Annotated in this window: 11 protein-coding genes; all 11 read right to left on the bottom strand. The window is 61.6% G+C overall.

Annotation, left to right across the window (positions count from 1 at the left end; genetic code table 11):
• Nucleotides 1–37 precede the first annotated feature (37 nt).
• On the bottom strand, nucleotides 38–3,592 hold the full coding sequence (locus KHO53_RS18020; protein ID WP_010224982.1) for a glycosyltransferase: 3,555 nt from the start codon (nucleotides 3,590–3,592) through the stop codon (nucleotides 38–40).
• A 71-nt stretch (nucleotides 3,593–3,663) separates the two neighbouring features.
• On the bottom strand, nucleotides 3,664–5,232 hold the full coding sequence (locus KHO53_RS18015; RefSeq protein WP_036994316.1) for a flagellar hook-associated protein 3: 1,569 nt from the start codon (nucleotides 5,230–5,232) through the stop codon (nucleotides 3,664–3,666).
• Between the two features lie 13 nt (nucleotides 5,233–5,245).
• Entirely contained in the window at nucleotides 5,246–7,282 is a 2,037-nt protein-coding gene (flgK, locus tag KHO53_RS18010; protein WP_036994314.1) for a flagellar hook-associated protein FlgK, read from the bottom strand.
• A gap of 10 nt (nucleotides 7,283–7,292) precedes the next feature.
• A complete protein-coding gene (flgJ, locus tag KHO53_RS18005) occupies nucleotides 7,293–8,492 on the bottom strand; it encodes a flagellar assembly peptidoglycan hydrolase FlgJ (RefSeq protein ID WP_213570574.1) in 1,200 nt (399 codons plus the stop codon).
• Between the two features lie 11 nt (nucleotides 8,493–8,503).
• Entirely contained in the window at nucleotides 8,504–9,613 is a 1,110-nt protein-coding gene (locus KHO53_RS18000; protein WP_010224970.1) for a flagellar basal body P-ring protein FlgI, read from the bottom strand.
• Nucleotides 9,614–9,625: 12 nt separating this feature from the next.
• Nucleotides 9,626–10,321 (bottom strand): flagellar basal body L-ring protein FlgH, encoded by a 696-nt coding sequence (gene flgH / locus KHO53_RS17995; protein WP_010224969.1) that lies wholly within the window; start codon nucleotides 10,319–10,321, stop codon nucleotides 9,626–9,628.
• A 54-nt stretch (nucleotides 10,322–10,375) separates the two neighbouring features.
• Complete coding sequence (gene flgG, locus KHO53_RS17990) at nucleotides 10,376–11,161, bottom strand: flagellar basal-body rod protein FlgG (RefSeq protein ID WP_010224968.1); 786 nt, start codon at nucleotides 11,159–11,161, stop codon at nucleotides 10,376–10,378.
• 45 nt (nucleotides 11,162–11,206) lie between these two features.
• Nucleotides 11,207–11,947, bottom strand: a complete 741-nt coding sequence (locus KHO53_RS17985; RefSeq protein WP_010224966.1) for a flagellar basal body rod protein FlgF — start codon at nucleotides 11,945–11,947, stop codon at nucleotides 11,207–11,209.
• Between the two features lie 190 nt (nucleotides 11,948–12,137).
• Nucleotides 12,138–12,329 (bottom strand): hypothetical protein, encoded by a 192-nt coding sequence (locus tag KHO53_RS17980; RefSeq protein ID WP_010224963.1) that lies wholly within the window; start codon nucleotides 12,327–12,329, stop codon nucleotides 12,138–12,140.
• Nucleotides 12,330–12,401: 72 nt separating this feature from the next.
• Entirely contained in the window at nucleotides 12,402–13,775 is a 1,374-nt protein-coding gene (gene flgE, locus KHO53_RS17975) for a flagellar hook protein FlgE (RefSeq protein WP_010224962.1), read from the bottom strand.
• A gap of 31 nt (nucleotides 13,776–13,806) precedes the next feature.
• Complete coding sequence (flgD, locus tag KHO53_RS17970) at nucleotides 13,807–14,529, bottom strand: flagellar hook assembly protein FlgD (protein ID WP_010224961.1); 723 nt, start codon at nucleotides 14,527–14,529, stop codon at nucleotides 13,807–13,809.
• Nucleotides 14,530–14,536 lie beyond the last annotated feature (7 nt).

The raw sequence follows: 14,536 nt of genomic DNA, 5'->3' as shown, positions 1-14,536 counted from the left end.
TTCTGGTTCGGGCCGGCACAATTGCCGGCCGCATTCATCAATCGGCCAACCAGGCGTTGGCCCAATGCTGCAGGTTGTCCTGGGTCAACACGTAGTCGCGCAACACGACCTCGCGCAGTTCATCCCCCATGCGGTAGCTGGCCTGCGGATCGGCCAGGTGCATGCGTATCGCCTCCAGCCACGCCTGCGGCGAATTACCCAACACCCGGGTGCAAGGCAGGTAGCCCTGGTACGCCTTGGTATCGGCACATACCACCGGAAAACCGCAGGCGCCATATTCAAGCAGGCGCAAGTTGCTCTTGCAGTCGTTGAACAGGTTCGACTCCAGCGGCGCCACTGCCAGGTCCAGGTTGAGGCCGGCAAGTTTTTGCGGGTAATAGGCCAGCGCGATACCGCTATGAAACTCTTTGATATAGGGCCGCAGCAGGTCCGGACACATGCCGAAGAACACCCAGTCCACCTCGTCGGCCAGCGCCTTGACCACGTCGGCGATCAGTTCCAGGTCGCCGCGGTGACTGGTGCCGCCGGCCCAGCCCACGCGCGGCTTGATCGAGGTCTGCCGGCGGCTTTTCAGTCCGCTCCACAGGTGCGAGGCGAGCATGTTCGGCACCACGCGAATATCGTGGTGCATGCTCGACAAGGCATCGGCCAGCGGCGCGGTCGACACCACTACCCGATCGCACATGGCAATCCCGCGGCTGACCATTTCACGCATGTTGCCCGGCATGTGGCGGGCGTGCGCGTTCTTCTTCGGCACATCAATGATGTAATCGTCGATCTCGTAGATGCGCCGCGCATTGGAGAAGCGCTTGATTCGCTCAAAATCCTCAAGTGAGCGCGGCATGTAGCGACACTGCAGAATCATAACGTCGGGTTGATGACGACCCAGCGCAATCGTGTTTGGCGTTCCGTAGTCCATCTGCCCCTGGATCCAGCCAGCATTCTCCAGCTCGGTAAAGGGCTGCGCGACGCGGTAATGGCCAACGGCAGTGTTGTTGATCGGCAGTGCCATCACATATGGCAGGATGCGTTTGCTGAACGGATCCCAACCGCTGCGTAACCCGGGGTCGAGGTTGTAGCTGGACATTCTCAGGCTGAGGTTGCGGTTGTAGGCACTGTCATTGGCCACATTCGGCAACCAGCGCTCATAGAAGGCGTCCTGGTCATGGTCCTTGCGCACCGGGCTCGACAGCCCAGACACAGGCAGCCGGGCGATCAGTGCATACGGGGTCCAGACCACCAGATAGCCATGGTTGCGAACCCGCAGGCACAAGTCGGCGTCGAACAGCGTGGACTCGAACGCCGCGGCATCCAGCCCCCCAAGCTCAGCGAAGATTTCCCGACGCACCAGCAGGCAGTCGGCACTCACCGCACTCAGGTTCTGCACGGCAATCAGCCGATTCATGTAGCCACTGGCATCGGACGACTGACCAACGAATGGCGTGCTGGCCGCCCCATACAAACCGAGCACCAGCCCGGCATTCGCTACAAAGCCTGCCGTGCTGACCTGCTTGGGCCCCACCACCCCCACTTCCGGGCGCTGGGCCTGGGCAAGCATTTCATTCAGCCAGTACTTGTCGAAGAACACGCTGCCGACATCGGTCAGCAGCAGATAACTGCCCTGGGCGTACTCACTGGCTTGGTTGAACATCTGCGGGCCATCTTTGGCGACCACCGGCACGATCCGCAACTGATCGCTACCAAGGTGACGCATGGCCTCGAGCCATCCCTGGACATCCGCAGGCTCATCGCCAGTGACCGCCAGTAACACTTCATAGTGCGCGTAGGCGGTATGTTCGAATATTGATTCGACACAGCGTATCAGGGCACGCAAATCCTGCCCGGCAGCGATGAGGACTGACACCAGGGGGGTCTGCTCATGCAGATACTGAACCCGGGCAAGCATCGAGCCCTCGGCACTGATCACCTCGGCAGCCACCCCCAGGCGCTGCAGATGCGCCTTGAGGACCTTGGGTGCCTGGTCTATGCAGCCTGGATCGACCTGCCACTGGGCATAACCGTCACGGCATTGCACCAGCAGCTCGGCGACATGCTCGACAACGTGCAAGCCATGGGCTTCGACCAGCCGCCAGAGCATGTCTTGAGGTGCCAAACCTTCGAATTCGGTGGCAAACCCGCCCACTTCAAGCAAGCGGTTTCGCTCGAAAGCCAGCATGCGCCCGACATAGGGGAAGGTGCGCATCAGGTCGAGGTTGAAGTCCGGCTTGAAAATGGGCTGGCCAGCCTGCAGGCCATCGTCGGTACCCTCATCGGTGTACAGGCAATAGCGGTCAGCATGCAGGGCCATGCGCTCGGCCATGATCACCAGGGCATGCGGATGCAGGCGATCACCCGCTTGCAGCAGGAAGATCCAGTCAACGCCATTGGCCTGCGCGAGGCGCTGGTTGAGTTGCTCGAAAGGGTTGCCGCGCAAGGCAATATGCTCAACCCCGGGTTGCGCCAGGCCAGTACCGAAAACCCAGACCTGGCTGGCGGCATAAGACTGCTCGCCGACGCTGGCCAAGGTCGCTTTCAGCGCCGATGCATTATCCTGGGGATCGAAGACCACCACGGCGATGCGCGGCTGCAGTGGCCATTGCTCGATACGCTTGGGCAGCAAACGGGTCTGTGCCGGCGACAGCGTGCGGCAACTCAGCCACTCGCTATAGAGCTCGGCAAAGCTCGTACTGTACGTACCCACCTGCTGCTGGAACCCGGCAATCTGCCCGGCATAGAACCGCGTCAGCTCGAACTCTTCCCAGTCCTGTTCTTCACCAGCCTGATATTCCTCGATCGGCTTGAAGCGCAACCAGCCGGCCGCTGGCGCCGGTTCGCTGGTGCGCGAGAGCAGCATCTGCGAAAGCCATTCGGTTTCACTCTTGAACGCCAGGGTCATGCTCGCATGGTTGCTCAAACGCCCTGGATGCATCCGCTCCATGCTGAGTAACGAGACCAGATACCCCAGGTGACCGCGGCGCAACAGGCAGATGAACAGGGCGAAATCCAGGCGCGCCTGGAAACCGCCCTCCTCGACCAGCATTGGCAAGAGCTCTTGCACCTGATCACGACGCATCAGGGCATGACTGATACCCCCGAACAGGTTCGACACGTTGGCCTCGATGGCCTCAAGCAAGTCCCCACCCTTGATCACCGCGCTGCACTGCGACAGCAGACAGTTGGCCGGACGCGGCGGCAGCAGCGTTTCATCAGCGGCGCAGATCAGCCGATGGTTGACCACCAGGCTGACTTGCGGGCAATCGATCAGCGTCTGTGCCTGCTGGCTGATACAGCCGTCGACCAGCCAGTCGTCATCGCAAAGGAACTTGATGAAGGCCCCGCGCGCCTGCGCCAGGCCGCTCAGCAAGTTACGGGCAAACCCCAGGGTGCGCGGGTTGCGTACATAGCGCAGCTCACAGCTCGCCTGCCCGGCCCACTCATCGAAAATGGCCTTGACCTCGTCGCCCGGACTGTCATCACAGACAATCACCTCAAGATTGGAGTAACGCTGGGAGATGGCACTGATCAGGGTGCGGGTCAGGAATTCGGGGTTGAAGGCGGGAATGACGATACTGACGAGAGGCAGTTGGTTCATGAGGACAGACCTGGAGAAGGCCCCGGGTGACGGCTGGCGTCACCCGGGTGAATACAACGCGAAAGGATCAATCAGAGGCGGTTGAACAAGCCAAGTCCGGCAAGCTTGCTGAAGGCCAACTGCGAGGCTTGCAGCATGTTCTGCTGAAGGTTCAGACGAATCAGCACTTCAGCCGGATCGGCTTCACGGATCGAACTCTGGGTGATGGTATTGGCCGATTGCAGCGCTTCGTTGGTCTCCGCCTGGACGTCCAGCGCCGCGCCGCGCCCACCGACCGAACTGATCGATTCAGCGACCTTGTCCGCTGCACTGGCCAGGTTGGCAATGGCCGAGTCCATCGACGCGAGGAAGTTCTGGCGCGCGACCGGATCCTTGTCGACCGGGCTTTCCAGCGCGGTACGCAACTGCTTGATGGTGTCCAGGACGTTCTGGTTCTGGTGGTTGTTGACCTGCACCGAGAACTGGTCGCCCGTTGCCGGTGCGCCGCTGAACGAGAAGTCGACACCCATGACCCGCGTCGGGCTGACCGTTGTATCGCCGCTGCCCAAGGGCCGGCTGTCGGCGGTCATCGGCTGAGCGTAGACATCAAAGGTGGTGGCGGTCTTGAACTTGATGACCGCGCCACCGCCTGGGAATGCGGCGTCATACTTGGCCTTGTCGCCAATCACCACGTTGCCCAGCTGGGCCATGGAGGTGTTGCCCGGGCTGCGCGAGCCGCCGATCTCGTCCGGCTTCGAGCCCAGGGTGAAGGTATGCCCGGCGATGGCGGCATCCGGGTTGGCTTCATCGCCCGGCTTGAAGGTAATGCCCAGGCGCAGGTCGACACCGCGGAAGCTGATGTAGTCGTCATCACCCTTGGGATCAAAGGTACCGCCTTTGCTGGCCTCCAGCGTCACGTCATTACCACCGGCGTCGGTGACTTTGAACTGGGTGCTGCTGGTGAATTCGATCGTGTACGGCTCACCACTGCGGAAGCGGTCGTTATAGATGGTGCTGCCCGACACCTGGCCATTGGACAGGCTGACGCGTCCGTCATTCGGGGTCGGCGCGGTCATCGTAGTCTGGCTGCGGCTGGTGTTGAGCGCTTGTTCGAAGACGCTGTAGCCGCTCTCGTTGGAAGCAACGCTGAGCATGTCGCCAACCTGCAGGCTGGTGGTGCCCTGGTCACCCTTGTACGAGTACGTGCCATCGGCGTTGCGTTCGAACGGCTTGGTATCGCCACGGGAGCCGGAGAAGATGTACTTGCCGTTCTCGTCGCGGCTGTTCATCAGGCTGAACAGCTGCTCTTCGAGCTGGGTCAGCTCTTGCGCGTTGGCCAGGCGATCCTTGTCGGTCATGTTGCCGCTGCCGGAGCTGATCGCCAGCTCCTTTACCCGCGCCAGCACGTTGGTAATGCTGGTGAGGGTGGTTTCAGAGGTGCTCAGGCTGCTGCGAAGGCTGGCGATGTTGCCGCTGTACTGGTCGATCATGTTGCTTTGCTGCTCGAGTTGCAGCAGGCGAGCAGCGCCGACCGGATCATCGGCGGCAGTACGGATGCGCAGCATGTCACTGGCTTGCTGCTGGGATTCGACAGCCTTGGCGAAGTTACGCTGATAGTTCGAAGTACTGTTGTTATAGAACTGGGCGGTAGAGATACGCACGGTCTACGTCTCCTTAAAGGCTGTTGATCAGCGTGCTGAAAGTTTCCTGGGCGATCTTGATGATCTGCGACGAGGCCGTGTAATACTGCTGGTACTTGATCAGGTTGCCGGTCTCTTCATCCAGGTCGACACCCGACACCGAGTTACTGGCTTCGCTGGCCGACTTGCGCAGGGCACCGGTCGCATCACTGTCGAGCTTGGCCTGGGCAGTCTTGCCGCCAACGTTCTCGACCAGCTTGCCGTAGGCATCGGTGAAACTGACGCCCCTGCCGTTATCGCCCAGGTCGATGGTCTGTTTGGTCTGCAGGTCAATGACTGCCTGGCCGTTGCGGTTGTCGGCAGAGCCGGCACCGGTCATGGCCACGGTGTAGTTGTCACCCTTCTTCGGCGCACCGGCCACGGTCATGTCGAAGCTGAAGGTCGCCGCCGGCGTGACGGCGTTGCCATTGGCATCGACGATCGGCACGTTGATCTGCAGCTTGTTTTCCTGCCCCGGAATGATGGTCCCGCTCGCGATCGGATCACCCTTGGCGTTGTGCACGGTGTAGGTCTGCGGGACGGTCTTCTCATCGCCGAACACCAGCTTGACCGGCGTCGAGTACTTCAGACCGTTCTCCAGCGCCAGGCGCTGGGTCGAATCGTAGATATCCAGCTTGGACGTCAGGTTCGGCTGGCCGATGATCCCGGTCCCCTGGTTACCCGCGCCACTGGTGGCATTGAGCGACGCCGCCAGGGCAATGCGCTTGGGATCGGTGAGCACGGTATCGATGCTGCCGGCCGCCCCGCGAGTCGGGGTGATCTTGAACGAATCGCCAGCCTGCACCGCACCGCCATTGAGGTTCAGGCTAAAGCCATCGATCACCTTGGGCGGATTGTCGTTAAGGTCGAAGGACCCCATGTCGGTACCGTCAGGCAGTTTCTTGACGCTGTAGCCGGTCGCGCTGGTGAAGGTCACCTGATAGTCGCTGGTGGTCAGCTTGCCGGTGTTCTTGATAGTCACATCAAGGTTGCCGGAGCCGGCACTGTTACCGGCCTTGGCAATGCTGCGCTGGCTGATCAGGGCCGCGCTGTTGATGTCATTGAACATCGACGCGCCGAAGTTGCCGTTCTTGTCGATCCCCTGGGCCAACTGGCTGTTGATCTGATCGGCAACCACCAGCGCGACCCGCCCCAGCTCGTTCAGGCTCGGGTCGAGCACATCGGTGCGGTAGCGCAGCACGCCGCCGATTTCACCACCGGTGACGCTGGCGGTGATATCGATCTTGGTAGTACCGCGATTGAGCTGCAGGTTCATCCGCGTCGGATCGGTCGGGCTGGCGACCGTGGACAGGGTATTGGTGCTCGTACCCAACACCAGCGACTGGCCGTTTTTCAGGTAGACATCCAGGTTGCCTTCGCGCTCGGTCACATCCACGCCCACCAGCTCGCTGAGCTGGCGCACCGCTTCGTTGCGCTTGTCGAGCAGGTCGTTGGGGCTGCCCTGCACCACCGAGACCCGCGAGATCTGGTCGTTGTACTGGGCAATGGCTGCGGTCAGGTTGTTGACCTGGGTGCTCATCGACGACAGGTTGCCGTTGAGGTTGCTGTTTTGCTGGTTGAGCTGCGCGGCGATGGTATTGAAGCGCTTGCTCAGGGCCTGGGCACTGGTCAGCAGCAACTGCCGCGAAGCATCTTCGGTAGGTTTGGCCGCGGCATTTTGCAGCGACGAGAAGAAGCTTTTCAGGGCACCGGTAATACCGGTGTCCTTGTCCGACAGGAGTTTGTCGATCGGCCCGATCTGGTCCAGATAGGCATTGCTGTCGCTGCTCAGCGACGAAGTGGTCCGCAGCTGGTTTTCCAGGAAGTTGTTGTACACCCGGCGCACGTCCGCCAGGGTGGTACCGGTTCCGATGAACACATGGCCTTCGCGAATCGAGCCTTTTGTGCTCTGGATATTCTGCTGGCGCGAGTAACCGGCGGTATCGACGTTGGTGATGTTGTTACCCGTGGTGTGCATGCCGGACTGGGCATTGCTGGCACCGGATAAGCCGATATTGATCAAACTCGCCATGGTTCAAACCTTATAGTTTCGTTGTAGTACCGACAGCCGCATAGCTCTCGTACGACTTCATCTGTTTTGCGATCTGCGAAATCTTGCTGGCGTAGTCCGGGTCGGTTGCATACCCGGCCTTCTGCAGCTCCCGCACAAACTGTTCTGGCTTATCGGCCGACTTCACCGCTTCTTTATAGCGCGCGTTGTTCTGCAGCAGGCTGACCAGGTCATGGAAGCTGTCCTGGTAGGAGTCGTAGGAACGGAACGCTGCGGTCTCCTTGACGAACTGGCCGTCGCGGAACTCGCTGGTGATCGCCCGCGCCTGGCCGCCCTGCCAGTTGCCGGTGGCCTTGATGCCGAACAGGTTGTGGCTGCTGCTACCATCGGCCTGACGCATGACCGACTTGCCCCAGCCGGTTTCCAGCGCAGCCTGGGCCACCAGGTAGCGCGGATCGATACCGATGCGCTTGGAGGCTTGCTCGGCCATCGGCAGCATGGTGGCGACGAACTCATCGGAGGAGCCGAATGCGCGCTTGGCCGGCGCCAATGGCGGCTGGGCCACGGCGCGACCATAGATGCGCATCGAGCCCGGCGCGGCAAAGCTCTGCGCCGACTGCCAGTCACCCTTGACCACGGCATCGGTCATCGCCGTGGTGCGCTGCGGCAAGGCCGCGGTGTTGGTGGTGGCTGCGGCGGCACCGCCCGACGGCACGATGCCAGCCAGCAGGCGATCGGTCAGCTTGCCCGGCAGTGCCAGGCGCCGCGAATTGAGTGCGGCCATGTCGTTGCGTGCGGCCGTGGCGTGTTCACCGCGCTCAGGCTCGGCCACCTTGGCCGCCCACAACGGACGCTGCTGGATATCCACCCGCGGGAACGGGCTGTTGTTGCTCGCGGCACTGGCCTTCTGCTTGGACAACTGACGCATCAGCACTTCCTGCAAGCCGATACCACCGCCCTCGCGGGACATGCTCACCGCCAGTTGCTGGTCGTACATCTGCTGGTACTGCTTGGTGGTCTCGGTGTTGAGCGGGTTGTCCTTGGCCAGTACATCGCTGGCCGAGCGCATCGACTTGAGCATCTCGTTGAGAAACAGCGACTCGAATTCCTGGGCCACCTTGCGCAGGTTGGCGTCGCTGTCGCGATCGCCGACCTTCAGCGAGTTCAGGCGATTGAGGTCGGTGTAGGCGCCACTGTCGGCAGCATTGAAGGCGCTTTTCGGCATATCCATGGTCCGCCCCCTCAGATCACGATCAGGTCGGCTTGCAAGGCGCCGGCCTGTTTCAGGGCTTCGAGGATCGCCATCAGGTCACCGGGCGCGGCGCCCACCTGGTTCACCGCACGGACGATTTCATCCAGGGTGGTACCCGGGCCGAACTTGAACATCGGCTTGGCTTCCTGCTCGGCATTGACTCGCGAGCGCGGCACTACGGCAGTCTCACCATTGGAGAACGGCCCAGGCTGGCTGACGATCGGGTCTTCGGTGATGGTCACCGTCAGGCTGCCGTGAGTCACCGCCGCCGGCGAGACCTTGACGTTCTGGCCGATGACGATGGTGCCGGTGCGCGAGTTGATGATGACTTTGGCCACGGCCTGGCCCGGATCGATTTCGAGGTTCTCGAGAATCGACAGGTAGTCGACCCGCTGGCTTGGATCGAGCGGCGCAGTGACTCGCACCGAACCACCGTCCAGGGCCTGGGCCACACCCGGGCCGAGCAGCTCGTTGACCTTGTCGACGATGCGCTTGGCGGTGGTGAAGTCCGGGCGATTGAGGTTCAGGGTCAGGCTGTTGCCCTGGTTGAAACCGCTGGGCACGGCACGCTCCACCGAGGCACCGCCAGGAATGCGGCCAGCCGAAGGGACGTTAACGGTGATCTTCGAGCCATCGCGGCCTTCGGCATCGAAACCGCCGACCACCAGGTTGCCCTGAGCGATGGCGTAGACGTTACCGTCGATACCCTTGAGCGGGGTCATCAACAGGCTGCCGCCGCGCAGGCTCTTGGAGTTACCGATCGACGAGACGGTGATGTCCACCACCTGCCCCGGCTTGGCGAACGCCGGCAGGTCGGCATGCACCGACACCGCAGCGACGTTCTTCAGCTGCACGTTACCCGACCCCGGCGGCACCTTGATGCCGAACTGCGAGAGCATGTTGTTGAAGGTCTGCAGGGTGAACGGCGTTTGCGTGGTCTGGTCACCCGTGCCGTTGAGCCCCACCACCAGGCCGTAGCCGATCAGCTGGTTGGTGCGCACGCCGGAAATGCTGGCGATGTCCTTCAGACGCTCGGCCTGCACGGCGAACGCAGTGGACAGCAGAATCGTAGCGGCAATCAGCTGCTTGAAGTTGAACATGGTCATCCGAACCTAGAAAGGCCAAAGCGGGCTGATGAAGAACCGGTCAAGCCAACCCGGCTGGCTGGCATCGGCGAACGAGCCGGTGCCCGAGTAGGTAATGCGCGCATCGGCAACACGGGTCGAAGGCACGGTGTTGTCGGTGGCAATGTCATCGGCACGGATCATCCCGGCGATGCGCACCAGCTCGTCGCCGGTGTTGAGGGTCAGCCACTTCTCGCCGCGCACGGCAATGATGCCGTTGGGCAGCACGTCGGCAACGGTGACGGTGATCGAACCGGTCAGGGTGTTGCCCTGGGCCGCCTTGCTATCACCCTTGGTTGAGCGGTCGCCGCTGTAGCCGGCGCTGAGGCTGAGGTCGCCATCACCAAACGGATTGTTGGTGGTCACGCTGCTGCCGAACAACGAGGTCAGACCGAGTTCGGCCTTGCTGTTCTTGTCGATCTGCGAGTTGGCATTCTTGCTCGCCTGGGTGCGCTCGTTGAGGGTGATAGTGATGATGTCACCGACCCGGAAAGCCTTGCGGTCGCTGTACAGGTTCTGTTCGAAACCGGCCTGGTAGATCGAGCCGTTGTTGGCCGCCGCCGGCAATGGCGTGCGCGGCAATACCGGCGCGTAGTAGGGATCGTTGGGCTTGGGCGTCGGCGCGACGCAACCGGCCAGCAAGGCGACCCCACTCAGGGCTAGTATGCAAAACAAACGACTCATGACTCTGACCTCACGGTGTAACAGGCGCCGTTCAAGCGACCTCGAAGACTTCACTTACAGGTTCTGGGTAACGTACGAGAGCATCTGGTCGGCGGTGGAGATGACCTTGGAGTTCATTTCGTAGGCACGCTGGGTAGTGATCATGTTGACCAGCTCTTCCACGGTGCTGACGTTGGAGTTTTCCAGGGTCTGCTGCTGCACCACGCCAAAACCGTTGAGGCCCGGGGTACCGATTTGCGGCGCGCCGCTGGCGGCGGTTTCCAGGAACAGGTTGCTGCCCATGGCCTGCAGGCCGGCCGGGTTGATGAAGTCGGCGGTCTGGATGTTGCCGATGATCTGCGCCGCCGGGTTGCCGGCAGTGGTGATCGACACGGTGCCGTCCTGGCCGACGGTGAAGGTCTGCGCCTCGGGCGGCACGACGATCGCAGGCTCCAGGGCAAAGCCGTTGGCCGTGACGATCTGGCCATCGGAGTTCAGGTGGAAGGTACCGTCACGGGTGTACGAAACAGTGCCGTCCGGCTGCAAAATCTGGAAGAAGCCACGGCCATTGACCGCCATGTCCAGCGGGTTCTCGGTGGTCTGCAGGCTGCCGGTGCTGAAGTTCTTCTGGGTGCCGACGATGCGCACACCGGTACCGACTTGCAGGCCCGACGGCAGTTCGCTGTCCTGGGTCGACTGGGCACCCGGCTGACGCTTGATCTGGTAGAGCAGATCCTGGAACTCGGCACGATCACGCTTGAAGCCGGTGGTCGAAACGTTGGCCAGGTTGTTGGAAATGGTGGTCAGGTTGGTGTCCTGGGCGGACAAACCGGTTTTACTGACCCAAAGAGCCGGAAGCATGCTGTTCTCCTCGCGCGCCTGTTTTACGGCGCTACGTCTGTGTAATTAGCCGATTTGCAAAACCCGAGCCATGGCTTCGTCGCCTTCCTTGGCCGTGGTCATCATCTTGACGTGCAATTCGAATTGACGGGACAGCGCCAGCACCGAGGTCATTTCCTCGACCGCATTGACGTTGCTTGACTCCAGGAAACCGGAGACCACCTGGACGTTGGCATCGGCAGCGGCAGGCTGGCCGTTCTTGGTATGGATCATGCCGTCCAGGCCCTTGGTCATGTTCTTCAGGTCCGGGTTGACCAGCTTGATGCGGTCGACCTCGGCCATCACCCGCGGGCCTTCACCCATGGCGCGAATACTGATGGTGCCGTCCTGGCCGACCTCGACCTTCTGCTCTGGCGGCACGGCAATCGGACCGCCGTTGCCCATCACCGGCATGCCGTTGCCGGCCCGCAGCACGCCCAGACCGTCAATGTTCAGGCTGGCGGTGCGCACATAGGCTTCACTGCCATCAGGGGCCTGCACGGCGATAAAACCGTCACCGCCGATGGCGATATCCAGGTCGCGACCGGTCTCCTGCATCGAGCCCGGGCTAAAATCGGTGGCCGGGCGCTCGGTCATGGCATAGGCCCGCGCCGGAAAGCTGTCACCAAACACCGGCATCGAACGCGCCTGCTCCAGGTCGCGCTGAAAACCGCTGGTGGAAATGTTCGCCAGGTTGTTGGCATGGGCCTTTTGCGCCAGCGCGTTCTGGCTGGCGCCGGTCATGGCCACGTATAGCATCTTGTCCACAGTCATCCTCCGCTGCGCTGGCGAACACTTGCCGTCCGCCGCTGCTCTGCAGTGCCTGTAGCAAGTTTCAAACCAACTTTTACAAACAACGGAAAACGCCCGGCAGACAAGGGCTTGAGCGGCGCACGAAGAGAACCGCGAGAGAAGCGCCGTCGAAAATACGGCGCCGGTTTGCCGCTAGCGGCAAGTTTCAGTAGTCACGGCAACCGGCATTGTTGAACGGCCCGGCAAACAGCTTCCAGCCCGGCCCCGGGGAAAACTGCGCGCACACCAGGCGACCGTCGGCCTGGCTTTCCCAGCGATACCAGGGCGCCATGTCGGCCCAGGCCTGAGCGCCCAGCACTCCCGCAAGCAGCAAGGCAACACTTAAACGTCGCAGCATGATCCTTACCCTTGAAACGACAGACCCCTTCCGAGAAAGGGGTCTGTCCATACTCAACTCACGCCACCCGAATCAGGTCATCTGAATGATGGTCTGCATGATGGTGCTCTGGGTGGAGATGGTTTTGGCGTTGGCCTGGTAGTTGCTCTGCGCCTTGATCAGCTCGACCAGCTCGTTGGTCAGGTTGACGTTCGAGGCCTCCAGCGCGTTGGACTTGATCGCGCCCAGGGTGCCAGTGGTCGGCGCATCGATACCCGGAATGCCCGAGGCGAAGGTTTCTTTCCAGCGCGTACCGCCCATCTGCTCCAGGCCCTGCTCGTTGGCGAAGCTGGCGATGGCCACCTGGCCAATGGCGCGAGACTGCTGGTTGCTGAAGCTGGCGAACATTACACCGGTGGAGTCGATGCTCAGGCTGGAGAGAATGCCGGTGGCATAGCCGTCCTGGGACTGGGACATCCGCGCCGTCTCGGTGTTGTAGGAGGTGGTGCTGTTCATCGACAGACGCATGCCATCCGGGTTGCCGCTCGAACCGTTAGGACCCCACGTATTGGTAGTCTTGTTATACACCGCCGGAATCCAGCCCTTCATGGTGAAGGTGTTGTTGGCCACACTGAACTCGTACTGACCTGGCGGCGTGGTCGGCACACCGGCGGCACTGGTGGACATGGCCTTGATGCTGCCATCGGAGTTGAAGCTCATGGTGCCGGTCAGTGGCGTGGCGCTGGCCGGATCGTAGGGGTTGCGACCGTCGACCAGGGTGTACATGGTCCACTCGTTGGTGTCGGTCTTGCGGTAGTACTGCTCCATGACGTGCTCGTTACCCTGACTGTCGTAGACCTTGGTCGGGAACGACTTGGTGTAGGTGCTTTCGTCAGTCGGGTTGAACGGCGCGTTGGGGATAGTGGCAGCCGGGTTGCTCGGATCAGGCTTGGTCAACGGAATCGGCGATGCCGACGAGTTCAGGTTGATACCCTGGTCGATCAGCGTGGTCGACTTCGGCGCCAGCGCCGAGGTGTCGATCTTCAGATCGGTCAGCACGCCCTTGGCAATCTTGCCGGTGGAGTCAGCGGCGTAACCCTGCAGGCGGATACCGTCCGCGGTGACAACGTAGTTGTCCTTGTTGGTCTGGAACGCACCGGCACGGGTGTAGCTCAGCGAGCCATTGTCGCTGAGGACGAAAAAGCCCTGCCCCTGGATACCCATGTCCAGCACGTTGCCGGTGTTGTTGACATCACCCTGGCCAAACTGCTGCGACACCGCTGCCAGGGTCACGCCGTTACCGACGGTCTTGCTGCCGACACCGAGCTTGCTCGCCGAATAGGCGTCAGCGAACTCGGCACGGGACGATTTGAAGCCGGTGGTGGCAACGTTGGCGATGTTGTTGCCGGTCACGTCCAGTTGCTTGTTGGCTGCATAGAGACCGCTAAGGCCGATATTGAAAGACATCTTTCCACTCCTTGTGCCGCGTTAGCCGGCTCTATATACCGATGGTTTGGACTTTGGACAGGGCAACGCTGCCCAGGCCGGCGAGGTTGAGCATCAGCTCGCCACCCGTCTGACTGATAGTGACGCTGCTGACCGTGGCCGGCAGCAAGGTGTACATCTCCACCTGCTTGCCCTCGACCTTGGTCTTGGCGGCAAAGCTGTAGGTGCCCGGGTCGACTTTCTGGCCCGCGTCGTTGGTACCGTCCCAGATGAACTCGGCGTTGCCCGCCTTGGTTTCGCCCATCTGCAGGGTCTTGACCACCTTGCCATCCTTGTCGGTGATGGTGATGGTCGCGGCACTGATGCTCTGTGGCACCACCACGGAGCCGGTGAAGCTCTTGGTGGTGTCGACCACCGCCTTGTCGCTCTGGGTGATGACCGAACGGCCGACCAGCGACGAGGCCTGCAGGGCCTGGGACGACTTGTAGTTGCCGGTGATCGCATTGACCGACTCGTTCAGGCTGGTAATGCCTTCCAGGCTACTGAACTGCGCCAGCTGGGCGACGAATTCACTGTTGTCCTGCGGGTCGAGCGGGTTCTGGTGCTGCATCTGGGTAACCAGCAGCTGCAGGAACGCATCCTTGCCCAGGGTTTGCTTGTTGCCGGCCTTGGCGGCGACGGTGCTGCCCAGGGAACTGGTCTCAGTGGTCTTCTTGCCGGAAGACTTGATGACGTCGTTCAGGCTGAGCGTGCTGTCTTTGACGGTAGTAGCCATTGGCTTA

The sequence above is a fragment of the Pseudomonas sp. RC2C2 genome, assembly GCF_018390435.1.
Classification (GTDB): Bacteria; Pseudomonadota; Gammaproteobacteria; order Pseudomonadales; family Pseudomonadaceae; genus Aquipseudomonas; species Aquipseudomonas donghuensis.
The sequence above is the reverse complement of the archived record's forward strand: the minus strand, read 5'-3'. Positions and strand labels throughout refer to the sequence as shown.

What these genes read in the sequence shown, in the direction of transcription:
- flgH (WP_010224969.1), bottom strand. Translation starts at nt 10,321, where the DNA reads ATGAGTCGTTTGTTTTGCATACTAGCCCTGAGTGGGGTCGCCTTGCTG.
- flgJ (WP_213570574.1), bottom strand. Translation starts at nt 8,492, where the DNA reads ATGGATATGCCGAAAAGCGCCTTCAATGCTGCCGACAGTGGCGCCTAC.
- flgK (WP_036994314.1), bottom strand. Translation starts at nt 7,282, where the DNA reads ATGGCGAGTTTGATCAATATCGGCTTATCCGGTGCCAGCAATGCCCAG.
- KHO53_RS17980 (WP_010224963.1), bottom strand. Translation starts at nt 12,329, where the DNA reads ATGCTGCGACGTTTAAGTGTTGCCTTGCTGCTTGCGGGAGTGCTGGGC.
- KHO53_RS18000 (WP_010224970.1), bottom strand. Translation starts at nt 9,613, where the DNA reads ATGTTCAACTTCAAGCAGCTGATTGCCGCTACGATTCTGCTGTCCACT.
- flgD (WP_010224961.1), bottom strand. Translation starts at nt 14,529, where the DNA reads ATGGCTACTACCGTCAAAGACAGCACGCTCAGCCTGAACGACGTCATC.
- KHO53_RS18020 (WP_010224982.1), bottom strand. Translation starts at nt 3,592, where the DNA reads ATGAACCAACTGCCTCTCGTCAGTATCGTCATTCCCGCCTTCAACCCC.
- flgG (WP_010224968.1), bottom strand. Translation starts at nt 11,161, where the DNA reads ATGCTTCCGGCTCTTTGGGTCAGTAAAACCGGTTTGTCCGCCCAGGAC.
- flgE (WP_010224962.1), bottom strand. Translation starts at nt 13,775, where the DNA reads ATGTCTTTCAATATCGGCCTTAGCGGTCTCTATGCAGCCAACAAGCAA.